Consider the following 22,191-nt stretch of genomic DNA (forward strand, 5'->3'; position numbering starts at 1 on the left):
GTCGTGACCCGGATGGAACGACGATGGACAAGTTCGACAGGACCTTGCCGCTGGGCGAGGTGATCGAGGTTGACGGCAAGACCGTGCATGTGGCCGAGAGCGGTGCGGGACCGGCGGTGGTTCTGCTCCACGGGGCGAGCGGGCATCTGCGCGACATGACCTTCGACCTTGCGGGACGGTTGAACAGGGCGGGCTACCGGACGCTGGCCTTCGACCGGCCCGGTTTGGGCTATTCCGACCGCATCAACCGGCGCGGCGAGAGCCCGCAGGAACAGGCCCGCCACCTCGCCAAGGCGCTGTCGGCGCGGGGCGTGGACCGCGCGATCATCCTCGGGCACAGCTATGGCGGGGCGGTCGCCCTCGCTTGGGCGCTGGAGCGTCCGGATCAGGCGGCGGCGGTGGTCACGCTGGGCGGTGCCAGCATGGTGTGGGAGGGTGGTCTCGGCGCGTGGTACGCCATTGCCTCGACCCGGATCGGCGGCGCCACCGTGGTGCCGGTGGCGGTCGCACTTGTGCCACAATCGCGCGCCGAGGAGTTCACGACCACGCTCTTTGCCCCCGATGCAGTGCCCGAGGGCTATCTCGACTATGTCGGGACCGACCTGACACTGCGCGCAAGCCAGGCGCGGAACAATGCGCGGCAGGTCAACCGGCTCAAACGGTTCATCCGCGATATGTCCGAGGACTACGATACGCTGACCCTGCCGGTCGAACTTCTCCATGGCACGGCCGACACCATCGTGCCGATCGATGTCCATGCCCGCCCGCTGTCGCGGATCCTGCAAAACGGGAACCTCGTCGAGATGGAGGGCGTTGGTCACATGCCGCACCATGCAGATCCCGAGGAGGTCATCGCGGCCGTGAACCGCGCCGCACGGGCCGCCGGATTGCGCTAGCCCGCGCAATCGTCATACTGCGGCGACCAGTTCTGAAAGGATCGGTCCCATGTCCCTGCCCTTTGACGGTGCCATATCCCAGTTCGCCCGCGAGGACGCGCCCAAATCGGTGCGCGCGGCGCTGGAGGACGCGAAGAAGGGCGAAATCCTCAATCCGAGCTATCCCTATGACGAGAGGATGGACAAGGATGCGTATGAGGACACGCTGGACGCGCTCCAGATCGAGCTGGTGAAGCTGCAATCCTGGGTCAAGGAGAGCGGCGCGCGGGTTTGCGTGCTGTTTGAAGGCCGCGATGCCGCCGGCAAGGGCGGCACGATCAAGCGGGTGCGCGAGAACCTCAACCCGCGCACCACGCGCATCGTGGCGCTTTCGAAGCCCACGGATCGCGAGGCTTCCGAATGGTATTTCCAGCGCTACATCCGCCAGTTGCCCGCGGGCGGCGAGATCGTGCTCTTCGACCGCAGCTGGTACAATCGCGGCGTGGTCGAACAGGTGTTCGGGTTTTGCACCGAGCCCGAGCGCGACGCGTTCTTTCGCCAGCTCCCGGATTTCGAGCGGATGCTCGTGGATGAGGGCATCCATCTGGTGAAGTTCTGGCTCAATGTCGGACGGGCCGAGCAGCTGCGCCGTTTTCTCGACCGCGAACGCGACCCGCTCAAACAGTGGAAGCTGAGCTGGATCGATGTCGAGGGGCTCAAGAAATGGGACGCCTATAGCGAGGCGATCTCCGAGACGCTGACCCGCAGCCATTCCGAGATCGCCCCCTGGACCATCATCCGCAGCGATGACAAGCGCCGCGCGCGACTGGCGGCGATCCGCGCGATCCTGCGCGGGCTCGACTATACCGGCAAGGATGACGCGCTTGTGCAGGTGCAGGACCCGCAAATCTGCGGCGGGCCGGACATCTGGGATGCCTAAACGCGGGTATCATCACGGCAACCTGCGCGCGGCCCTCGTGGAATCCGCGCTGGTCCTGATCGAGCAGAAAGGACCGACCGGCTTCACCCTCTCGGAGGCGGCCAAGAATGCGGGCGTGACGCCGGCGGCGGTCTATCGCCATTTCGCCGGACGCGATGAGCTGATCATCGAGATTGCCCTGCAGGGCCATGAGATCTTTTCCGAGCTGATGGAGTTCGCCTTCAACGAAGGCCAGCCATCGGCGCTTGCGGCCTTCGAGGCCACGGGTCGTGCCTATCTCGCCTTCGCGCGCAAGCATCCGGGTCATTACATGGCGATGTTCGAAAGCGGCATCTCGAACCAGGCCACGCCCGAACTCGCGGCAGCCTCGGCCAAGTCGCGCGCCGTGCTGGAACGCGCGGCGGAGGCCCTGTCCAAGCATATCCCCGAGGATAAACGCCCGCCGGCTTCGATGTTCTCGGCGCATATCTGGGCCATGAGCCACGGGGTGGTGGAGCTCTTTGCCCGGGGCGCGCCGGGCTCCAAGGCGCCCTTCCCGCCCGAGGACTTGCTGGAAACCGGGATCGGGATCTATCTCCGCGGGCTCGGCCTGATCCCGCAGGACAGCTAGGCCGGAAAGAACACAAGCGCCTCGGGCGACCAATGCACGCCGGTCTGCACGCCCGGCTCAAGCACCGAGATCCCCGGGCCGTTTTTCATCGAAATCTCGACCAGCGCCTCGGTCCCGTCCAGCCGCACGCGGTAGCTGGTCATGTCCCCGAAATAGGCGCGCTCCACGATCTCGGCCATTGCAATTTGGCCTTCGGCACCGGGCGCGGCCAGCGACATCCCCTCGGGCCGCACCCCCGCAACACAAGCCCCGTCCGGCGCGTCGGGGGCAGGCATCCGGCCAAGCCCCGCAACCTCCGCCACCCCGCCTTGAACCTCGGCGGGCAGGAAGGACATGGTGCCGATGAACTCTGCCACCTCCCGCGTCGCCGGTCGGCTATAGAGGGTCTGCGGCGCGGCCAGCTGCGCGATCCGACCTTCGAACATCACCGCGATCCGGTCGGACATGGTCAGCGCCTCCTCCTGATCATGGGTCACGAGGATGAAGGTGATGCCGATATGGCGCTGCAGGCGGCGCAGCTCGGACTGCATCTGCTCGCGCATCTTCTTGTCCAGCGCCGAGAGCGGCTCATCCAGCAGCAGCACCTTGGGCTCGAGCACGAGCGCACGGGCCAGAGCCACGCGTTGCCGCTGCCCGCCGGACAGGGCATGGGCCGCCCGGTCGCCGTAGCCGTCAAGCCCGACCATGGCGAGCGCCTCGGCCCCCCGGCGCGCCTTGGCCGCCGCGTCCAGATCGGTTCGGCGCCGCAAGCCAAAGCCGACATTCTCGGCCACGCTCAGATGGGGAAAGATCGCATAGCTCTGAAACACCATATTGGTCGGGCGCTTGTTGGCGGGCACCCCCGCCATGTCGCGCCCGTCGATCTGCAGCGTGCCGGATTCAAAGGTCTCGAACCCGGCAATGGTCCGCAACAGCGTGGTCTTGCCACACCCGGACGGCCCCAGAAGAGAAAAGAACTCCCCCGAGCCGATCTCGACCGACACATCCCGCAGCGCGTGGTAAGAGCCGTAGTATTTCTGCAGATGTGCGATGGAAATCAGGGGTGTGGTCACAGGAACCCTCCGGCATCTTGTTGGCCGCTCTTGCGCAGTCCGCGCCTGCGCAGCATCTCGGCCGTGCCGATCAGAACCAGCGACAGCACGATCAGGATCGTCCCCAGCGCCATGATCACCGGCAGCTTTTGCGGGAAACGCAGCTGGCTCCAGATATAGACCGGCAGGGTCGGCTCGGTGCCCGTCAAAAAGAATGCGATGATGAACTCATCGAGCGAAATGGTGAAGGAAATCAGCAGCGACGCGACGATCCCCGGCGTCACCAGTGGCAAGATAACGAGACGAAACGCGCTCAGCCGCGTCTCGCCCAAATCGATCGCCGCTTCTTCGAGCGAGCGGTCGAGCCCGCTGAAACTGCTCGACAGGATGGCGATGCAGAACGGCGTGCAGATCAGGGTGTGACCGAGGATCACCGACCAGATCGACAGGCTCAGCCCCAACTGCAACAGCACCACCAGTAGAGAGACCGCCACGATGATCTCGGGCAGCACCAGTGGGACCATGATGAAGCCCATGATCCCGGCCTTTCCCGGAAACCGGAACCGGGTCGAGGCACGCGCCGCAAAGACCCCGAGCGTCGTGGACAGAACCGCCGTGGCCAGCGCGATGATCAGCGAATTCGCCAAAGCCTCATGCAGCGCGGGGATCGCCGTCAGCTCGACAAACCAGGCGGTTGTAAACCCGTTCAGCGGGAAGGCGATGATCGTGCCGTCATTGAAGGCAAAGACCGGCAACAGGATCACCGGCAGGTACAGAAACACCAGATAGAGGATCGCATAGACCCGCAGGATCCGCGCGCTCATTTCGGGGCCCGCCCGATATTGCGCGTGAGATACACGAGCAGGAGCGCCATGGACCCGACAATCGTCATCGCCGACACCGCCAGCGCCGCCCCCATGGGCGCATTGTTCAGGCGCAGGAACTGGGTCTGGATCATGTTCGAGATCATCAACCCGTTCGGCCCGCCCACCAAGCGTGGGGTCACGTAATCGCCGATCACCGGGATAAAGACGATCAACGTGGCCGCGATCACCCCCGGCATGGCCAGTGGCAGGGTCACGCGCCGGAACGTGCCCCACGCACTCTCCCCCAGATCCCGCGCGGCCTCCAGCAGGGAGCGGTCGATTTTCTCCAGCGCCACATAGATCGGCAGGATGGTGAACGGCGCATAGGCATGGGCCAGCGTGATCACCACCGCATTGGCGTTGTAGAGCAGAAAGGTCAGCGGTTCCTCAATGATGCCAATCCCTTGCAGGCTGGAGTTCAGAACCCCGTTGAAGCCGAGGATTACCTTCCAAAGGAACACGCGCAGCAGGTATGACGTCCAGAACGGAATGGTGATCAGGAAGATCCAGAGCGCCTTGCGCTCCTGCGGGACATGGAAGGAGACGAAATAGGCGATGGGAAAGGCCAGCAGCACCGTCACCACCGTCACCGCCCCCGCGATCCAGAGGGAGCGCCCCATGAGCGTGCCATAGATCGGATCGGTCACCGCCTCGCGGTAGTTGTCGAGGGTGAAGCTGCGGTCGAACTCCATGAAGTTCTGGGTCCAGAAGCTGAGCACGAGGATCGCGATCAGTGGCACGGCCAGCAGCAGGATCGTGAAGATCAGCGGCGGGCTGATCATCGCATAGCCCTGGGCCGCCTCTGTCCTGAGACCAAACCGCGCCATCACCACCCTTTGCCATCCCCGTCCAAGTGGGGGGCAGCATGCGAAGATGCGCCGCCGGGAACAAGGGGTAATCCGCGCGCGCCCCGCATGCGACGCCATCGGCCCGAAAACTGGGCGGTTTCGCCCGGCTGCGGCTGGTCCGGGCGGCTCAGCTCAGTTCCTGAATGCTGTCGAACACTTCGAGCACGGGCGGTCCGTCATACATCTCGGCACTGGATTTCGCGCCCTTGTGGGCAGCCCGAAAGGCCTCGGACTTGGTCCATGCCTCAAAGGAGGCGCGGTCGCGCCAAAGTGTATGCGACGCATAAAGCCGGATCCCGTCCTCGGCATCGCCCTTCATCAGGTGGAAGGATACGAACCCTCCAACCTGCTTGAGATGGCTGTCGCGGGACTGCCAAACCTCTACAAACGCGGCCTCGTGGTCGGTTTTGACGCGAAAACGGTTCATGGTGAGAAACATCTGCAAAGCTCCGGTGGATCTGCGTTGAACGCGCGGGCAATGGCTGGCGCAGGGTCCCGCGCAGAGAAGCCGAGCCCCGCCAGAGGGTCAAGCCCGCAGACGCAAAAAGGGCGCGCCCAATGGCACGCCCTTTGCAGTCGATGAAACAGGCTGGATCAGCGCTTGGAGAACTGGAAGCTCTTACGCGCCTTGGCCTTACCGTATTTCTTCCGCTCGACCACACGGCTGTCGCGGGTCAGGAAGCCAGCCGCCTTGAGCGCGCTCCGCAGGGAGGGCTCATAGAGTTGCAGCGCCTTGGAAATCCCGTGCCGTACGGCACCGGCCTGACCAGAGAGGCCGCCGCCCTTGACCGTGGCGGTCACGTCGAACTGGTCCTCGACACCGGCCACCTGGAAGGGCTGGCGCAGGATCATCTGCAGAACCGGACGCGCGAAATACACGTTCAGATCCTTGCCGTTCACGGTGACCTTGCCGGAGCCCGGCTTGATCCAGACACGGGCAACCGCGTCTTTCCGCTTGCCCGTTGCATAGGAGCGGCCCAGCTCGTCGCGGACCGGCTCACGGGAGATGACAGTTTCGGGCGCCACGTCGGCGACGGAGCCCTCAGCGACGGCACTCAGGTCGTCGAAGGATTTGATCTCTTCAGCCATTCACTCAGCTCCGGGTGTTCTTGGAATTCTTGGACGCCAGATCCAGCACCTCGGGGCTCTGGGCCTCATGCGGATGCTCGGCGCCGGCATAGACGCGCAGATTGGTCATCTGCTGACGCGACAGCGGACCGCCGGGCAGCATGCGCTTGACGGCTTGGGTGACCACGCGCTCGGGGTACTTGCCCTCGAGGATCTGACCCGTGGTGCGGGACTTGATGCCGCCCGGGTAGCCCGTGTGCCAGTAGTTCGGCTTGTCGCGCTTCTTGCCGGTCAACTGGACCTTGTCGGCATTGATGATGATGACATTGTCACCCATGTCCATATGCGGCGTGAAGCTCGGCTTGTGCTTGCCACGAAGACGGGTGGCGACGATCGAGGCAAGACGGCCCAGAACGATGCCTTCGGCGTCGATCAGGATCCATTTCTTGTCGATATCCGCCGGTTTTGCGGTAAAGGTTTTCATTTCTTCGCCCTATCAGAACGTGAGCCGGGGCATTGCCCGGTTTGATGGGCGCGTTCTAAGGGTTTTACAGTCAGGGTCAAGGCCCTTTACCTAGTGTTTTTCAAGCGAAAACAGGTGCTTGAAAATAAGGTATTAAAATACCCCCACTTTCTAGACGGCAATCCGCTCCGGCGGGTGGTCCAGAAGGCCGCGCAGCCGTTCCAGCGCGTTGTCAAAACTCTTGCGGCTCACCCCGCCATTCACCGCCAGACGGATCGCATGGGGCGCGCGCCCGTTGCGATCGGCGTAGTCCTCTGCGGTCCGGATCTGCACCCCCTCGGCCTCGGCAGCCCGGGCAAAGGCGCTGGCCCGCCATCCCGGCGGCAGGCTGAGCCAGACAAAAAGCGCATCCTCCCGCCAGCGCAGGTCGAACCGCCCGAGCTTGTTGACCATGGCGCGCACATAGCAGCCGACCTCCTTGCGCAGGTCCTCCTGCATCTGGGGCAAGGCCGGATGCGCGAGCACGGCGGCCACCAGATCGGTGATCGGTGTGGCAAGCCCGAAGAACCCGGCCTCCGCCGCCCGTCGCGTTGATTGCGCCCAGCCATCCGGCGCCACCACATAGCCGAACCGCAAGGCGGGGCTGAGGGTTTTTGACAGGGAAGAGACGTACCAGCCCCGCTCGGGTGCGAGGGCGCGCAGACCCGGGCCGCTGACCGCGCCGAGCCGATAGGTGTCATCCTCCAACAGATGCAGGTTCACGCGGCGCGCGGCCTCGACGATCTCAAGCCGCCGCGCCGCACTCATCGCGATCAGCAGCGGGTTCTGCACCTCGGTGGACAGACACAGCAATTGCGCATCGGTCTGGCGCGCAATCTCGATCAGGGCGTCGGGGCGCACGCCCTGGTCGTCCATGGGAACCGGCACGACCTCTGCCCGCAAAAGCTCCGCCGCGCGGCGGTAGCCGGGATAGGCCAGCTCCTCGACCAGAACCACCGGGCGACGCCCGGAGAGCACCGATTGCATGACCAGCAGGATCCCACTCTGCGCCCCATGGGAGAGCACAACATCCTCGGGCCCAAGACGCCCGAGCGTGACATTCGACAGGTAGTCCACCACCCCCTCGCGCGCCGCATGCCCCGTCAGGTGCCCCGGGTAGTGCATCACGCCCGAGGGCGGGTTGGAGGCGATCTCCATCAGGGTGCCGCGGATCAGGGCCGCCTGCCCGACATTGGGCAAATGCGGCGAGATCAGATTGACCTCATGGGGATCGCCGCCGGATTTGTGCAGCACCGAATCCACCTCCGGAACGGGGATGGGCCGCGGCGGCGCAGCCTTTTGCGCCACGAAGGTCCCGCGCCCGACGCCGGTCTCCAGCAGGCCCGCATCGGTCAGCCGTGTATAGGCCCGGGCCACCGTCCCCGGCGTGACCGACACGCGATAGGCCAGATCCCGCACCGGCGGCAGCTTGTCCCCGGGTGCGAGCGCCCCGGTTTCAATTGCCCTGCGCAAGGCTTCGGCCAGCCGCGTGTATTTGGGCCCTCTGGCGCTGCTAAGGGCCTCTGACAGATCAGCAAACCAAATTGTATCCATCACAATGTTTCCTTAGACAGACGCTGCGCGGGATTGTATCCATCACTTGCCTGATTTCAGGCTTTGTGTCAATACAATTTAGGAGACAGACCCATGACACGCTCTGCCAATGCTGCCTTGATCGCGCAGTTGACGACCGCACCCGCCCTGCCCGCCCTGGCGCAGTTTGCGCTGCGTGTCGCGGTGGCATTGACGAAATGGGACACTCACCGTCGAACACGCCGCGGCCTGCAAGGGCTCAGCGACCATCATCTCCGGGATATTGGGATCACTCGGCGCGATGCCGAGCGCGAATTGCGCCGGTTCTTCTAGCCCAGCGGAGATATCTCCCCTGACTGCCGGCCCCTGTTGGGCCGGCCTTTTTGTACCTAGCTGCCGGCGGGCGGGATCGAATAGGTGAGCGAGGCCCGAGCCACCACCTTGTCCGAGCCTTCGGATCGTATCAACACATCCCCGACGGCCAGAACGCGACCCAGCTTGAGCAACCGCGCCTCGGCGATCAGGTCCTTGCCCGCCTCGGGTTTGCGCATGAAATCGATAGAACAATTCGTTGTCACCGCGAGCGCCACCGGGCCGAGCCGTGCCAGCACCGCCAGATAGATCCCCACATCGGCCAACGCGAACATGCTCGGCCCCGAAACCGTACCGCCCGGGCGCAGATGCTTCCCTTGGGTGATCAAACGCACGACGAGGCGCTCGGCCTCGACCTCTTCGATGCGGAAATCCCCGGCCACCTGGGGAAAGGCCTCGGCCAGAAATCCTTCGAGCGCCTGCGCATCCATCTCAACCGTCATCTTGCCCCCCTGCCCTTTGGCCCCCTAAGGTTGCGGCAAATACCGGGGAGGGCAAGATGGCCGACGAATTACTGACACGGGCCGATCAGGACGGCATCGCAACACTGACGCTGAATGCGCCGCAAACCCTCAACGTGCTGTCGGATGCGATGCTTGCCGCGCTGCAGTCCCAGATCGAGGCACTCTCCGAAGACCGCACGACCCGGGTTGTGGTGTTGCGCGGGGCGGGCCGGGCCTTTTGTGCCGGGCATGATTTACGGGAAATGACAGCCTGCCGCCAAGCGCCCGATGGCGGGGCTGCGGCGTTCAAAGATCTTTTTGATCGCTGTGCGCGGATGATGATGGGTCTACAGGCCCTGCCGCAGCCGGTCATTGCCGAGGTCCACGGGATTGCCACCGCCGCCGGATGCCAGCTTGTGGCGACGGCGGATATGGCTGTGGCGGCCGAGGGCACGCGGTTCGGGGTGAACGGGGTCAATATCGGCCTCTTCTGCTCGACCCCCATGGTGGCCCTGTCCCGCAATATTCCGCGCAAACAGGCCTTCGAGATGCTGACAACCGGCGAGATGATCGACGCGGCCCGCGCGCAAGAGGTCGGGCTGATCAACAAGGTGGTGCCCGCCGAAGACCTTGGGACCGAGACCGCCGCACTGGCCGCGCGCGTCGCCGAGAAGCGCGGCGAGGTCGTCGCGATCGGCAAGCGCGCCTTTTACGAGCAGGCCCAGATGCCGCTCGCCGAGGCCTATGCCTATACCGGGGATGTCATGGTCCAGAACATGGCGTTCCGGAACACGGAAGAGGGAATCGCGGCGTTTCTCGACAAGCGCCCGCCGAACTGGACCGAGGAGTGACCGAAGCCTGAGCGCGCCTAGAGCGTGCCCATGATGCGGCGCACATAGTTCCGGGTTTCTTTATAGGGCGGGATCCCGTTATGCCGGGCGACCGCCTCGGGCCCCGCATTATAGGCCGCCAGTGCGAGTTTCCAGTCGCGGAACCGCTGGTATTGCGTGCGCAGATATCGCGCGCCGCCATCCAGGTTCTGGCGCGGATCATGGGGGTTCACCCCGAGATCCCGCGCGGTACCCGGCATGAGCTGCGCCAACCCGATGGCCCCTTTATGCGAGATCGCCTTGGCGTTGAAAGCACTCTCCTGCTGGATCAGACGCAAGAAGAGATCCTCAGGGATCCCATGGCGTCGCGCTGCGGCCTTGGCCATGGACAGGTACGGGCCCGCATAGGATCCGCCGAAGGACGGGATCTCGGACGCCCGCCCGGTGCGCTGTGGCAGGAACCGGGTGGAATGCTCGTATTGCGTCGCGCCACGGCGGTCGAGCACATTGGTCTGGGACGAAAACAGCGAGGCCCGGGCCGAGCTGGAGCGGGACGTATCCGCGAAACCGGCGCCGACCGTCGTGCCACCGACCGCCACGACGACCAGTGCCGCGCAGGCGCGCGTCCAGTTCCGGCAGTTCTTGCCAAGGTTCCGCATGGGTTTCTCCCTCATCTCGTTCCGGTTTATAGGCGGAATGTTAAAAAACGCCAACCATCCGTGACCCGGTGCTGCTTCCGACTTTTCATTACCCACGCGCAATGGTGTAACGTCATCACAACGCAGTGCAGATCCGAACACAGATTCGAAGGGAGGCGGTCATGGCAGGCTCGGTCAACAAGGTCATCTTGATCGGAAATCTCGGGCGCGACCCCGAAGTGCGCACATTCCAGAACGGCGGAAAGGTCTGCAACCTGCGGATCGCGACCTCGGAAAACTGGAAGGACCGCAATACCGGCGAGCGCCGCGAGCGGACCGAGTGGCACTCGGTCGCGATCTTCTCGGAACCCCTCGCCCGCGTCGCGGAACAATACCTGCGCAAGGGCTCCAAGGTTTATATCGAAGGCCAACTCGAAACCCGCAAATGGCAGGACCAGTCCGGTCAGGACCGCTACTCGACCGAAGTCGTTCTGCGCCCCTACCGCTCTGAGCTGACCATGCTCGACGGGCGCGAAGGCGGCGGTGGCGGCATGGGCGGCGGCGGCGGAGGGGGCGGCTACATGTCCGACCAATCCGGTGGCGGCTATGGCGGCGACGACCGGTATGGTGGCGGCAACCCGGCCCCCAGCGGTGGTGGCGGCGGCGGCGGTCGGTCCAACAGCGATCTGGACGACGAAATCCCGTTCTGAGACCCTCACCCCCGATCCGGGGCGTACCAGACCAAGGCGGTGCCCCGACGGGGCACCGGATCACAAATCGAAACTGTCGACCATGGCCGCAAGGCCCGATCCCGGCTCCCAATCGGCCCAGCGATCCGCGTCGATCCGGTCCCGCCACGCGGGCGCGTCCTCCTCGTCAGCGTTCCGTTCGTTCAGGCGATCCATGATCCACGCGCGGCGCAACCCCGGGTCCTCGCGCGCGAAGCGGGCCACGTCATCCGCGCTGCCATCGTCATCCACATCCACCACCGTGACACTGACACCACGCCGGCTCGATTCCTCGTAAGGCAGGACCATCTGGAAAATCACCAGATCCTCGGTGAAGTATTCCGGCGCGACCATCCGGGTGAAGCCCGCCTCGACCCGGGATTCCACCACGATATCGGTCTCGATCTCCCAGTTCTGGCCGCCATCGACGCTTTCGAGCACGCGCACAAGTCCGGTGCCGATCTCATCGATGGTCATGTAGAGATGCCCCTCCGTGTTGGAGCTCAGCTGGACATAGGCTTCGGAGTCAAAGGTGTTCTGAGGTGAGATCCGCTCACTCCAGGTCTGCGTGTCGCCATCGAAGACAAAGAACTCGACCTGCGGGGTCTCTTCCTCGGTGACATTGGCGAGGTAGATGTCATTGCCCACAACGGTCACGCTGTAATGGCTCGCGAGCAGTTGGTAGGACCCCAAATCCGAGACCTCAACGAAGTTGCCCGTGGCCCCATCAATCCACGAGATGTTCGTGTCCGTCGCCAGAAGAACACCGGTGACCTCTGGCGTTGTGACGAGGCGGGCCGATGCCGCATCGTACTCGTCGAACCGCGTGACCTCGGTGGACCATGTCAGCCCGCCATCGGTGGAGGTCGACAGGGCGATCTTGGGCGCGAAGAGGTTTGCCTCGAGCGCCACCGCATAGAGCGTGCCCTCCGCATCCATCGTGTGGTTCGGCAGGCTGATCCGCCCCGAGGCCACCCCCGCGATGGCCGTGGACGGTTCCATGATCGCGGACCAGTTCTGCGCCGACGGATCGTAGTCGAGGGTTTGGAACCGGATCTCGCCCTTGTCGTCCTGAAATGACACGGTCAACGTGTCGCCGTCGGGCATAATCTCCAGATGGCCGGTCGAGAAGCGTCCCGTCTGATCGAATTCATAGGTCTCGACCCAGGTCGCGCCGTTGTCATAGCTTGTGCGCAGGGTCAGTCCCTTGAACTGCCCTTCATTGAGCAGAACGTGGATGGCCCCATCCGCCGTCTCGACGATCTTGTCCTGCATGCGCGAAACGGTGATCGCGTTCGCGTTCCAACCCCAGAAACCAACCCATTGCGACAACAGCATCGAACCCACCTCGAAATTCAATTTGCAAAGCGCGCCACGGCCCCCCGCGACGGCGTCGGGCCGAAATTGCCCGACCGCTCCGGGCCGTTAACAAAGATTAACCATAGGTTGGATTGATCACCAAACCACTGTTAGGGATTCGTTAGGAAAACCGCGCCATCTTGCCGGTTTCGCTGAAATCTGCCCATTTTCGCGGCTTGGAAAAGCGTGGAAATCGGGCAAAAAGCTCGATTTCCTGAGGAAAAATCTCTCAGGCGCCGCACTGGTCCAGAGCATCCTGCAACACGGCGCGCACGGTATCGCGCGGCACGTCCGAGGTCACAAATGCGTCACCGATGCCCCGGGCAAGGATGAACCGTAGCTGCCCATCGAGCACTTTCTTGTCCTGCCCCATCAAGGTCAGCAGGTCGTCCGCAGATGGCAGATCGCCGGGAATGTCACGCAGATCGCGCTTCGTGCCCATCTCCGCCAGATGCGCACGGACCCGGCTCGGATCTTCCTGCGCGCAGAGGCCCAGTCGGGCAGACAGCTCGAAGGCAAGGGCACAGCCGATGGCAACCCCTTCGCCATGGAGGAGCCGGTCCGAATAGCCCGTTGCCGTTTCCAAAGCGTGGCAGAAAGTATGGCCCAGATTGAGAAGGGCGCGGTCGCCCTGCTCGGTCTCGTCGCGCACCACGATCTCGGCCTTCATCTCGACCGAGCGGCGCACGGCAGACACCCGCGCGGCCATGTCCCCCGCGGCCAGTTTCGGCCCCATGGTTTCCAGCCACTCGAAAAACGCGGCATCCCCCAGGAGCCCGTATTTCATCACCTCGCCATAGCCCGCAAGGAAATCGCGCTCGGTCAGCGTGCCCAGAATGGCCGTGTCCGCCAGAACGAGGCGCGGCTGATGAAAGGCCCCGATCAGGTTCTTGCCATGGACCGAATTGATCCCGGTCTTGCCCCCGACAGAACTGTCGACTTGCGCCAGAAGGCTCGTGGGGATCTGGATGAAGCCGACCCCGCGCCGCAGGACGGCCGCGGCAAACCCCACCAGATCGCCGATCACCCCGCCGCCAAAGGCGATGACGAGATCCCGGCGCTCGACCTTCTGTTCCAGCAACCAGTCGACCGTCCGGCTGAACTCGGGCCAGCCCTTGGTGGCCTCGCCCGCGGGCAGGCTCAGGGCCGTGCTCTCGATCCCCGCGCGGCGCAGGCTGTCCTGCAGGGTCGCCAGATGGAGCGCGCCGACAGTCTCGTCGGTGACGATGCTAACCTTCGGACGCGCCAGAAACGGTGCGATCCGGCGGCCAGCCTGTTCCAGCAATCCCGGGCCGATCTCGACATTATAGGCCCGGCTGTCCAAGGGCACATGGACGGTTTCAAGCAGGTCGGATGCGGGCTTGGATACGGGCTCGGACATGGATCACCTTTCAGGCAGGAGGTCGGCCCGGGTGCTCTAGCAGTCCGGTCGCGCAGGCTCCACCCCCGGCAGGCTCCGGCGCCAACGGGGTCACCCCCTGACAAAGATCCCGGGGCGGGCCGCGAGAGCTGCAATCACGCGCTCGGCCATGGCCTCGATGGTCAGATCGGGCGCGGCCTTCACATGGACAGCGGCTTTTTGATAGACCGGCACCCGCGCTGCAAAAATCTCCGCCAGGGTGGCGCGCGGATCGTCCGTCAGCAAGAGCGGCCGGGTCGTTTTGTGTCGCACCCGGTTCCACAGCAGGTCCAGATCCGCATCCAGCCAGACCGACACGCCCAGCTCGGCAATGATGGCGCGGTTGCGTTCGGCCAGAAAGGCCCCACCCCCGGTCGACAGGATCGCGGGCGCGCCGGTCAGAAGCCGGGCCAGCACCTCAGTCTCGCGGTCGCGAAAGAACGCCTCGCCATCGCGCTCGAAAATCTCGGCGATCCGGGCATTGGCAGCGCGCTCGATCTCGTGGTCGCTGTCGATGAAGGGCACCCCGAGCCTTGTTGCCACGGCCGTGCCCACCGCCGTCTTGCCCGCGCCCATCATCCCGACGAGAACCACCGGGCGGGTCAGCTGCACTGTTGCGGCTTCGGCCACTTATCGCCACTCCTGCAAAAATTCGAACGCATGTGTTAGCATAGAGCTTGAATGGCGGGAAGCGTCACGAAATACCATAGAGAAAAAGCATAAGACGCAGGCAGGCAAAGGTACGAGCAGTGTTGGGAAAACTCTTTTTGGTTGTATTGGTTCTCGTTGCGCTCGGCGCTTTGGGACTGCTGGGCTATGGCTATGTGGGCGATCTGCCCTCCGAGAGCGCGCCCGTGCGCATTCCGGTGACGTTGGATGGGCAATAAGGCGCGACAGGGCCTGTTGGCGGGCTGCGCGCTGATCTGGCTAAGCGCGGCCCCGGGACAGGCGCAGGATCCGATCTCGGCCATCGACTGGTTGTCCGATATCATCGCCCAACCCATTGCCCCGCCCCCGGCGACCGATGACGACATCGCGCCCTCGGCCAGCGTCGAGGCGATCGAGGTTGCCCCGCTCGAGGATCAGGCGATTGACGGCGTGGGGCTATTGCCTGTCAGCGTTTCGGGCCTGCCCAAGGAGTTTTGGGGGATCACGCCAGCGGCAGACCTGGCGCGCGATCTGCGGGCGCAGAGCATTTCCCTGCCGCTGCCGGCACGTCGCCTTTTGAAACGGATCCTTCTGGCCGAGCTGGACCCGCCCGTCGATGCCGGACCGGACCATACGCTGTTTCTCGCCCGGCTCGATGCGCTGCTGGCCTTCGGTGCGCTGCCCGACGCGCAGGCGCTGGTGGAGCGTGCGGGGGTCAGTGATGATCTCGAAGTGTTCCGCCGCTGGTTCGATATCAGCCTGCTGCGCGGGGATGAGGCCCGGGCCTGCGCCACCTTGCGTGCGGTGCCGGATGTGGCCCCGACCTTCTCGGCACGGATCTTTTGCCTTGCGCGGAACAATGACTGGCCTGCCGCGGCCCTCAGCCTCGAGACCGCGCGCGCCCTCGGCTATGTCTCCGAGGCCGAGGACCTGCTCATGGCGCGGTTCCTCGACCCCGAGCTTTTCGAGGGCCTGCCCCTCGCCGCGCCGCCCGAGCCGATCACGCCGCTCAGCTATCGGATGCTGGCCGCGCTGGGTGAGGCTCCCCCGGCACGCACCCTGCCGCTCGCCTTCAACCACGCGCTGCTCGCGCCCAGCCAGGGCTGGAAACCCCGGCTCGAAGCCGCCGAACGTCTCGCCCGCACAGGCGGGATCACGGGCGGGCAGCTCTTCGCGCTCTATACCGAGCGGAACCCGGCGGCCTCCGGCGGGCTCTGGGACCGGGTCGATGCGATCCAGGCCTTCGACCTCGCGCTGCTATCAGGTGAGGCCGAGGCCGTGGCCCAAACCCTGCCCCGCGCCATCGCCGAGATGGAGGCGGTCGGCCTCACAGAGGTTTTTGCCGAGTTCTACGGCAGCCGCCTCGCCCGTTTGCCGGTCACCCAGGAGGCGCGCGATATGGCCGAGCACATGGTGCTGCTGACGCGCGATGCCGAAAGCTACGCGGCGCGGATCGAAGACCCCATCCTGGCCTCCATCGCGCGCGGTCTGAGCACCGACAGCACGGCCCCAACGCCCCTGACCGCCGCGGTCACCGCCGCCTTTTCGACCACCCCACCCGCACTGCCCCAATCCTTCGACCGACTGCTCCAGCGCGGTGAATACGGGGCGGCGACCCTGAGGGCCCTGCGGCTGCTCGGAGACAGCGCCCTGCCCGACCCGGACGACGCGGGCACCGCCCTTGGCGTGTTGCGCACCCTCGGCTTCGAGCAGACCGCCCGTGAAATCGCGCTCTCCCTCGTTCTGCGGGAGGCACGGGCATGACCCGGCGCTGGATCGATGCCTTCCTCGACGCGCAGGCCGCAGAACTCAACGCGGCTGAGAATACCCGCCTCGCCTATGCCCGTGACCTGCTGGATTTCGAGGCGCATCTGGCCGCGGGCGGTGGATCCTTCGCCACGGCCAGCCGGGCGGATATCGAAGGCTATCTCGTCTCCTGCAGTGATGCCGGGCTGAGCCAGGCGACCCGCGCGCGGCGGCTTTCGGCGATCCGGCAGCTCTATCGTTTCGCCTATGAGGAAGGTCTGCGTTCGGACAATCCGAGCCAGCAGATCAAGGGCCCGGGCCGTGCGAAACGCCTGCCCAAGACCCTGTCCGAGGACGAGATCGACCGGCTGCTGCTCGCCGCGCGCGAGACCGGGCAGCGCGAGGAAGACCGGGTGCGCAACACCTGCATGCTCGAAGTGCTCTATGCCACGGGTCTGCGGGTGACCGAGCTTTGCGCCCTGCCGGTTGCGGCGGTGCGCGGTGATCCGCATCTGATCCTGATCCGCGGCAAGGGCGGGGTCGAACGGATGGTCCCCCTGTCGAGTTCGGCGCGCGAGGCCCTGCAGACCTGGCTTGAGCTGCGCGATGCAACGGATGCCGCGAAAGTGGCCAAGGGCGCGGCACCGTCGAAATTCCTCTTCCCCTCGCGGGGCAAGCTCGGGCATCTCACCCGGCATCGGTTCTACGTGCTGATCAAGGAGATTGCCGTGATGGGCGGCGTGGATCCGTCCAAGGTCACGCCCCATACCCTGCGCCATGCCTTTGCCACCCACCTACTGGCGCGCGGTGCGGATCTCATCTCGATCCAGGCACTCTTGGGCCATGCGGATGTCTCGACCACCGAGATTTATACGCATGTTCTGGACGAGCGGCTGAAGGATCTGGTCCTGACCCACCACCCGCTGGCGAGCACGCGCTAGGCGCTGCGCCGCAGCGCGTCGGGAAGGACGTCCTCACTGGGCCAGATGCCGGTGGAAAGTGTCTCATGATAGCCTTGGGTCAGGCCCGCACGGGTCATGGCCGAGATTGCGGGGCGGGCATTATAGGACAGCCGCTCGATCATGATCGTCTCGCCCTCCATCACCGCGAACCGCGTTTCGGGACGCCCATCATGTGGCGGCAGGCCGATCGCGCCCGCGTTGACCCAGAGCGTTTTGCCGATCTGACGTTGGAAGGCGATCCCGCAATGACCGGCAAAGACGATGTCGACCGCGCCAATCTCCGCCTCGATCAACGCGATTTCCTCGGCAAAGACGCTCTCATCGGAGCTTGGCCAGATGAAGCGGCTGATATCCGAGACCCCGCCATGGATCACCGCGCATCGTTTGCTGTCATAGGTGAAGGTGATCATATCAGGCAGCCCCGCCATCCAGGCCTTGGCCTCGGCGGGCAATTCGCGCTGCGCGAAGGCGTACCATGCCCGCGAGAGCAGATCACAGGTGGTGTCCGCCTCAAAGCCGCAGCCGCAATCCTCGGCATCTTCGGCCAGATTGCGCTCGCAGTTCCCCGCCACGATCGCCCCACCGGTGGTCCGCATCAGCGACCATGTGGCCTTGGGTTCGCCCCCATAGGCGACGATATCGCCGGTGCAGATCCGCTGCGACGCAGGAATATGATTGTCCGCACAATACGACAACAGCGCCAGCGAGGCCTGCAGGTTCGAATAGGGGCCCCCATAAAGCACAACCGTGCCTTCCAACGTGCCCAGATCGCGTACGTTCATGTCTGTCCCTTGAACCGGCCTCTGCCCGCGCCCATAAGAGCATAAAGCCCACAAGGATGCAGTTGCAAAATGGACCCTGCCCTAGACCCCGCCCTCTATGACACGTCGTTCTGGATCTCCTGCGGCGTGATCCTGCTGCTGCTCTGCTGCTCGGGGTTCTTCTCGGGCAGCGAGACCGCCCTGACCGCCGCCTCGCGCGGCAAGCTCCATGCCATGGCCGACAAGGGCGACAAGGGCGCGGCCCGGGCCCTTGGCCTCAAGGAGGATAACGAGCGGCTGATCGGTGGGATCCTTTTGGGCAACAACCTTGCCAATATCCTCGCCACCTCGCTCGCCACGGCGGTTTTCACCAAGGCCTTCGGTGATAGCGGTGTGGCGCTGGCCACGCTGGTCATGACGGCGCTGGTGCTGATCTTTGCCGAGGTTCTGCCCAAGACCTATGCCATCACAAATCCCGAGAGCGCGTCGACCCGCGCCGCGGGCCCGGTGAAGATCGTCATCACCGTTCTGGCCCCCATGGTTGCCGCCGTCCGCCTGATCGTGCGCGGGGTGCTGCGCCTGCTGGGTATGCGGATCGAGGCTGGGGCGAACATGCTCTCGGTCCGTGAAGAGATCGAGGGCGCGCTGCGTATGGGCCATTCCGAGGGCGCGGTCGAGAAAGAGCATCGCGACCGCCTGCTCGGCGCGCTCGACCTGAACGAACGCGCGGTCGAAGAAATCATGCTGCACCGATCCAAGATCGAGATGATCGACGCGGACAGTGCGCCCGAGCAGATCCTGAGCCAGTGCCTGCAATCGCCCTATACCCGCCTGCCGGTCTACCGCGAGGACCGCGAGAACATCATCGGGATGATCCATGCCAAGGACCTGTTGCGCGCCATGGACCGGCTGATCCGCGGGCCGGAAGCGTCGGAAAAAGGGCTTGAGGCGTTCGAGGTGATGGATGTGGCGATGAAGCCCTATTTCGTGCCCGAAACCACCACCCTCGACGAGCAGATGAAGGAATTCCTGCGCCGCCGGTCCCATTTCGCCCTCGTGGTGGACGAATATGGCGCGTTGCAGGGCCTGATCACGCTGGAGGACATTCTCGAAGAGATCGTCGGCGAGATCACCGACGAGTTCGACCCGGATGCAGACCACCCGGTGCGGAAATCCGAGGACGGCAATTTCCTCGTGGATGGAGCCATGACGATCCGCGACCTCAACCGCGCGACCGAGTGGAACCTGCCCGACGAGGAGGCGAATACCGTGGCCGGGCTCGTCATCCACGAGGCGCAGATGATCCCGAATATCGGCCAATGCTTCAGCTTCCACGGATTCCGTTTCGAGGTGGCCGCCCGCAAGGACAACCGCCTCTCGAAGCTGAAAATCCGCCCGCTCTGACTGGGCTCAGCGCCCCTTGAAAAGCCCGCCGATGATGCCCCGGACGAGCCGTCGTCCGGTGGTGCCCTTGAGTTCCTTGATCACCACATTCGCCATGGCCTGGCTGAGGCTTTCGCTCTGTTTCGCCTTGCGGCTGCGCGACGAAGACCGCCCCACCTTGGGCGCGGAATAGCGCCGGGCGGTGCGGTACTCGCGCTCGGCCACGCTGGCCTCTTCCTCCTTGGCCTCGGCTGCTTCAGCCTCTGCCGCAGCTACGGCGGCCCGTTTCGACAGGATCTCGAAGGCGGAGTTGCGGTCCAGCACCGTCTCGTACTTGCCCGCCACGGGGGACGCCGCGATGATATCGGCCCGCTCGCCCGCAGTGATCGGCCCGAGCTGGCTGCAGGGGGGGCGGATGAGCGTGCGCTCAGCCATGCCCGGGATCCCCTTGCGGTCAAGCAACGAGGTGACGGCCTCGCCCGTCCCCACCTCCTGGATCGCGGTCTCGATATCGAGCGCCGGATTGTCGCGATAGGTCTCTGCCGCCGCCCGCAGCGCCCGGCGATCCCGGGCGGTGAAGGCACGCAGGGCGTGCTGCACCCGGTTGCCAAGCTGACCCAGCACGTCCTCGGGCACGTCATCGGGGTTTTGCGTGACGAAATAGACGCCGACCCCCTTGGACCGGATCAGACGCGCGACTTGCTCCACCTTGTCGACCAGGGCCTTGGGCGCATCCTCAAAGAGCAGATGGGCCTCGTCAAAGAAGAAGACGAGTTTCGGTTTGTCCGGATTGCCCACCTCGGGCAGGGTTTCAAACAGCTCCGACAGAAGCCAAAGCAGGAAGGTCGCATAGAGCCGTGGCGCCGCCATCAGCTTGTCCGCCGCGAGGATGTTGATCTGCCCACGCCCGTCCGGGGCCGTGCGCAACAGGTCCGACAGCTCCAGCGCGGGCTCCCCGAAGAGCTGCGCGCCCCCCTGGTTCTCCAGCACCATCAGGCGCCGCTGGATCGCGCCGATGGACTGAACCGAAACATTGCCATAGCGTAGCGACAGGCCCGCGCGGTTCTCGCCGACCCAGACCAAAAGCGCTTGCAAATCCTTCAGGTCAAAGAGCCCGAGCCCCTGCTCATCGGCCACGCGGAAGGCGATGTTCAAAACCCCTTCCTGCGCCTCGCTCAGTTCCAGCAACCGGCTCAGCAGCAGCGGCCCCATCTCGGTCACCGTGGTGCGGATCGGGTGGCCCTGATCCCCGTAAAGGTCCCAGAACACGGCCGGAAACGCCTCATAGGCATAGGTGTCCGCGATGCCAATCGTCTCGGCGCGCTCGGTGAACGGCCCGTGGAGCTTGGCCTCGGCACTGCCGGATTTCGCAAGCCCCGAGAGGTCACCTTTGACATCCGAGAGCAGTACCGGCACCCCCATGGCAGAGAACCCCTCGGCGAGAATCTGCAGCGTGACGGTCTTGCCCGTCCCTGTCGCCCCGGCGATCAGGCCATGGCGGTTGGCCGCCTTCAGCAGCAGGTGCTGCGGCGTGCCATACCCTGCGCCCCCGCCCCCGACAAAGATCCTGTCGTCCTGATGCATGCTCGCCTCCCGCGTTGTTTTCCCGCGATAATACAGGGTTAACCATTTCATGCCAGTATGGGGATGCGCCGGGTGTGTTCCTCTTTTCCCGGTTGCACTCCTCCCTGTTGGACTGGCCGCGCTGGATTTCGGTGCGGCCTTTTTTTCGCCGCTGCAAGCGCTTTGGGGCCTGCCGCCCGCGCGGCCCGAAAAAGCGGACCCTACGTCACCCAAATCTGGCAAAAATGTGAGTCACGACCTGTTGACCCCTGCGACGGAAGGTCGTAGCGTCACGCACATAAGTCGGCCAGTCCGACAGGGAGATAAGAATAAAAAAAGGGTCTGCTTGCAGGCCCTTTTTCAATGGACGGGCCCGGCGCGGCAGGGCATGCAGCTTGCCGAACGCCTGGCCAAACCCAGCAATGGCGCTGTTCCATCTCAGAGGACCCATTTCATGATCCGTTCCACCTTGTCCCGTCTTTCCGCTGTTGTGCTTGCCGTGATGCTGGCTGGCCCTGTGGCCGCGCAAACCGCCGAGGGCACCGCGGACGCCGCCACGACTGAGCCGCAACCGGGACAGACCTATATCCGCGAGACGCTCACGGATTGGAGCATCCGCTGCATCCGCGGCGAAGGTCCGCAAGCGGCGGATAGCTGTCAGCTCTATCAACTGATGCGCGATCAATCGGACAATCCCGTGGCAGAGTTCACCCTGCTGCCCGCGCCGTCCGACAGCAGTGTCGCGGCGCTGATCACGATCATCACGCCTCTTGAAACCGTTTTGACCGAAGGGCTGATCCTGGCCGTCGATGGCGAGGCCTTGCCGCCGAAACCCTTTATCTGGTGCAACCGGACCGGCTGCTACTCGCGCTTCGGCCTCTCGGCTCTCGAGATTGACGCAATGAAGGCCGGCGCTGTGTCCACCGTGTCGATCGTGGCACTGGCCCGGCCGGACACACGCGTGGAAGTCACAGCCTCGCTGCGTGGTTTCACGGCCGCCTTCGACAAGCTCGAGGCGGAAGCCGAGGCCGCGGCGGCTGCAGCGGCTGCCGCGCAGCAGTAACGCCTGATCAAGGCGTCCGACGC

At 64.7% G+C, this 22,191-nt stretch carries 24 protein-coding genes; 10 read left to right on the forward strand and 14 right to left on the reverse strand.

Going from position 1 to position 22,191, the window contains the following annotated elements; genetic code table 11:
- The first annotated feature begins 23 nt into the window (after positions 1-23).
- The 3 genes from ACP15I_RS18555 to ACP15I_RS18565 are packed head-to-tail and all read left to right on the forward strand — an operon-like array spanning position 24 to position 2,425.
- Positions 24-896 carry an alpha/beta fold hydrolase gene (locus tag ACP15I_RS18555; RefSeq protein ID WP_424976215.1) on the forward strand — a complete coding sequence of 291 codons (873 nt, stop codon included), beginning with the start codon at positions 24-26 and terminating at the stop codon, positions 894-896.
- Between the two features lie 49 nt (positions 897-945).
- Positions 946-1,815 carry a polyphosphate kinase 2 gene (gene ppk2 / locus ACP15I_RS18560; protein WP_424976216.1) on the forward strand — a complete coding sequence of 290 codons (870 nt, stop codon included), beginning with the start codon at positions 946-948 and terminating at the stop codon, positions 1,813-1,815.
- Positions 1,808-2,425, forward strand: a complete 618-nt coding sequence (locus ACP15I_RS18565) for a TetR/AcrR family transcriptional regulator (RefSeq protein ID WP_424976217.1) — start codon at positions 1,808-1,810, stop codon at positions 2,423-2,425. The genes ppk2 and ACP15I_RS18565 overlap by 8 nt, the downstream gene beginning before the upstream one ends.
- Here the strand turns inward: ACP15I_RS18565 and ACP15I_RS18570 are convergent.
- The 7 genes from ACP15I_RS18570 to ACP15I_RS18600 all read right to left on the reverse strand — a co-directional run bounded on the left by ACP15I_RS18570 (position 2,422) and on the right by ACP15I_RS18600 (position 8,294).
- Positions 2,422-3,477, reverse strand: coding sequence for an ABC transporter ATP-binding protein (locus ACP15I_RS18570; RefSeq protein WP_424976218.1), 1,056 nt, complete (start codon positions 3,475-3,477; stop codon positions 2,422-2,424). The two genes, ACP15I_RS18565 and ACP15I_RS18570, sit on opposite strands and share 4 nt — an antisense overlap.
- The gene (locus ACP15I_RS18575) at positions 3,474-4,280 is read right to left on the reverse strand and encodes an ABC transporter permease (protein WP_424976219.1); all 807 of its coding nucleotides are present in this window, start codon (positions 4,278-4,280) and stop codon (positions 3,474-3,476) included. The genes ACP15I_RS18570 and ACP15I_RS18575 overlap by 4 nt, the downstream gene beginning before the upstream one ends.
- The gene (locus tag ACP15I_RS18580) at positions 4,277-5,149 is read right to left on the reverse strand and encodes an ABC transporter permease (RefSeq protein ID WP_424976220.1); all 873 of its coding nucleotides are present in this window, start codon (positions 5,147-5,149) and stop codon (positions 4,277-4,279) included. The genes ACP15I_RS18575 and ACP15I_RS18580 overlap by 4 nt, the downstream gene beginning before the upstream one ends.
- 148 nt (positions 5,150-5,297) lie before the next feature.
- Positions 5,298-5,597 (reverse strand): antibiotic biosynthesis monooxygenase family protein, encoded by a 300-nt coding sequence (locus ACP15I_RS18585; RefSeq protein WP_424976221.1) that lies wholly within the window; start codon positions 5,595-5,597, stop codon positions 5,298-5,300.
- 167 nt (positions 5,598-5,764) lie between these two features.
- A complete protein-coding gene (gene rpsI, locus ACP15I_RS18590) occupies positions 5,765-6,259 on the reverse strand; it encodes a 30S ribosomal protein S9 (RefSeq protein WP_424967474.1) in 495 nt (164 codons plus the stop codon).
- Between the two features lie 4 nt (positions 6,260-6,263).
- On the reverse strand, positions 6,264-6,722 hold the full coding sequence (rplM, locus tag ACP15I_RS18595) for a 50S ribosomal protein L13 (RefSeq protein ID WP_424967475.1): 459 nt from the start codon (positions 6,720-6,722) through the stop codon (positions 6,264-6,266).
- Positions 6,723-6,872: 150 nt separating this feature from the next.
- On the reverse strand, positions 6,873-8,294 hold the full coding sequence (locus ACP15I_RS18600) for a PLP-dependent aminotransferase family protein (RefSeq protein WP_424976222.1): 1,422 nt from the start codon (positions 8,292-8,294) through the stop codon (positions 6,873-6,875).
- 93 nt (positions 8,295-8,387) lie between these two features.
- Here ACP15I_RS18600 and ACP15I_RS18605 point away from each other — a divergent pair, with 93 nt between their 5' ends.
- A complete protein-coding gene (locus ACP15I_RS18605; RefSeq protein ID WP_424976223.1) occupies positions 8,388-8,606 on the forward strand; it encodes a DUF1127 domain-containing protein in 219 nt (72 codons plus the stop codon).
- Positions 8,607-8,662: 56 nt separating this feature from the next.
- Here ACP15I_RS18605 and ACP15I_RS18610 read toward each other — a convergent pair whose 3' ends face one another.
- Complete coding sequence (locus ACP15I_RS18610; RefSeq protein WP_424976224.1) at positions 8,663-9,088, reverse strand: PaaI family thioesterase; 426 nt, start codon at positions 9,086-9,088, stop codon at positions 8,663-8,665.
- 56 nt (positions 9,089-9,144) lie between these two features.
- Between ACP15I_RS18610 and ACP15I_RS18615 the strand changes: the two genes are divergently transcribed.
- Positions 9,145-9,939, forward strand: coding sequence for an enoyl-CoA hydratase (locus ACP15I_RS18615; protein WP_424976225.1), 795 nt, complete (start codon positions 9,145-9,147; stop codon positions 9,937-9,939).
- 17 nt (positions 9,940-9,956) lie between these two features.
- Here ACP15I_RS18615 and ACP15I_RS18620 read toward each other — a convergent pair whose 3' ends face one another.
- Positions 9,957-10,577 carry a lytic transglycosylase domain-containing protein gene (locus ACP15I_RS18620; protein ID WP_424976226.1) on the reverse strand — a complete coding sequence of 207 codons (621 nt, stop codon included), beginning with the start codon at positions 10,575-10,577 and terminating at the stop codon, positions 9,957-9,959.
- Between the two features lie 161 nt (positions 10,578-10,738).
- Between ACP15I_RS18620 and ssb the strand changes: the two genes are divergently transcribed.
- The gene (gene ssb, locus ACP15I_RS18625; protein WP_424976227.1) at positions 10,739-11,266 is read left to right on the forward strand and encodes a single-stranded DNA-binding protein; all 528 of its coding nucleotides are present in this window, start codon (positions 10,739-10,741) and stop codon (positions 11,264-11,266) included.
- A gap of 60 nt (positions 11,267-11,326) precedes the next feature.
- Here the strand turns inward: ssb and ACP15I_RS18630 are convergent, their stop codons facing one another.
- The 3 genes from ACP15I_RS18630 to ACP15I_RS18640 all read right to left on the reverse strand — a co-directional run bounded on the left by ACP15I_RS18630 (position 11,327) and on the right by ACP15I_RS18640 (position 14,672).
- On the reverse strand, positions 11,327-12,622 hold the full coding sequence (locus ACP15I_RS18630; RefSeq protein WP_424976228.1) for a sialidase family protein: 1,296 nt from the start codon (positions 12,620-12,622) through the stop codon (positions 11,327-11,329).
- Positions 12,623-12,872: 250 nt separating this feature from the next.
- Positions 12,873-13,991, reverse strand: a complete 1,119-nt coding sequence (aroB, locus tag ACP15I_RS18635) for a 3-dehydroquinate synthase (protein WP_424976238.1) — start codon at positions 13,989-13,991, stop codon at positions 12,873-12,875.
- A gap of 123 nt (positions 13,992-14,114) precedes the next feature.
- The gene (locus tag ACP15I_RS18640; RefSeq protein WP_424976229.1) at positions 14,115-14,672 is read right to left on the reverse strand and encodes a shikimate kinase; all 558 of its coding nucleotides are present in this window, start codon (positions 14,670-14,672) and stop codon (positions 14,115-14,117) included.
- Between the two features lie 246 nt (positions 14,673-14,918).
- Between ACP15I_RS18640 and ACP15I_RS18645 the strand changes: the two genes are divergently transcribed.
- Complete coding sequence (locus ACP15I_RS18645; RefSeq protein WP_424976230.1) at positions 14,919-16,454, forward strand: hypothetical protein; 1,536 nt, start codon at positions 14,919-14,921, stop codon at positions 16,452-16,454.
- The gene (locus ACP15I_RS18650) at positions 16,451-17,377 is read left to right on the forward strand and encodes a site-specific tyrosine recombinase XerD (RefSeq protein ID WP_424976231.1); all 927 of its coding nucleotides are present in this window, start codon (positions 16,451-16,453) and stop codon (positions 17,375-17,377) included. Before ACP15I_RS18645 ends, ACP15I_RS18650 begins: the two co-directional genes overlap by 4 nt.
- On the opposite strand, the gene ACP15I_RS18655 is transcribed toward ACP15I_RS18650, so the two are convergent.
- The gene (locus ACP15I_RS18655) at positions 17,374-18,180 is read right to left on the reverse strand and encodes a metallophosphoesterase family protein (RefSeq protein WP_424976232.1); all 807 of its coding nucleotides are present in this window, start codon (positions 18,178-18,180) and stop codon (positions 17,374-17,376) included. The genes ACP15I_RS18650 and ACP15I_RS18655 overlap by 4 nt on opposite strands.
- Before the next feature lie 69 nt (positions 18,181-18,249).
- Between ACP15I_RS18655 and ACP15I_RS18660 the strand changes: the two genes are divergently transcribed.
- Positions 18,250-19,563 carry an HlyC/CorC family transporter gene (locus ACP15I_RS18660; protein ID WP_424967487.1) on the forward strand — a complete coding sequence of 438 codons (1,314 nt, stop codon included), beginning with the start codon at positions 18,250-18,252 and terminating at the stop codon, positions 19,561-19,563.
- 6 nt (positions 19,564-19,569) lie between these two features.
- Here the strand turns inward: ACP15I_RS18660 and ACP15I_RS18665 are convergent, their stop codons facing one another.
- Positions 19,570-21,126 (reverse strand): helicase HerA-like domain-containing protein, encoded by a 1,557-nt coding sequence (locus ACP15I_RS18665; RefSeq protein WP_424976233.1) that lies wholly within the window; start codon positions 21,124-21,126, stop codon positions 19,570-19,572.
- Positions 21,127-21,559: 433 nt separating this feature from the next.
- Here ACP15I_RS18665 and ACP15I_RS18670 point away from each other — a divergent pair, with 433 nt between their 5' ends.
- Positions 21,560-22,168, forward strand: coding sequence for an invasion associated locus B family protein (locus ACP15I_RS18670; RefSeq protein WP_424976234.1), 609 nt, complete (start codon positions 21,560-21,562; stop codon positions 22,166-22,168).
- The last annotated feature ends 23 nt before the right edge of the window (positions 22,169-22,191 follow it).

Origin of the sequence: Dinoroseobacter sp. S124A (genome assembly GCF_049801015.1) — a bacterium.
Lineage (GTDB): Bacteria > Pseudomonadota > Alphaproteobacteria > Rhodobacterales > Rhodobacteraceae > Dinoroseobacter.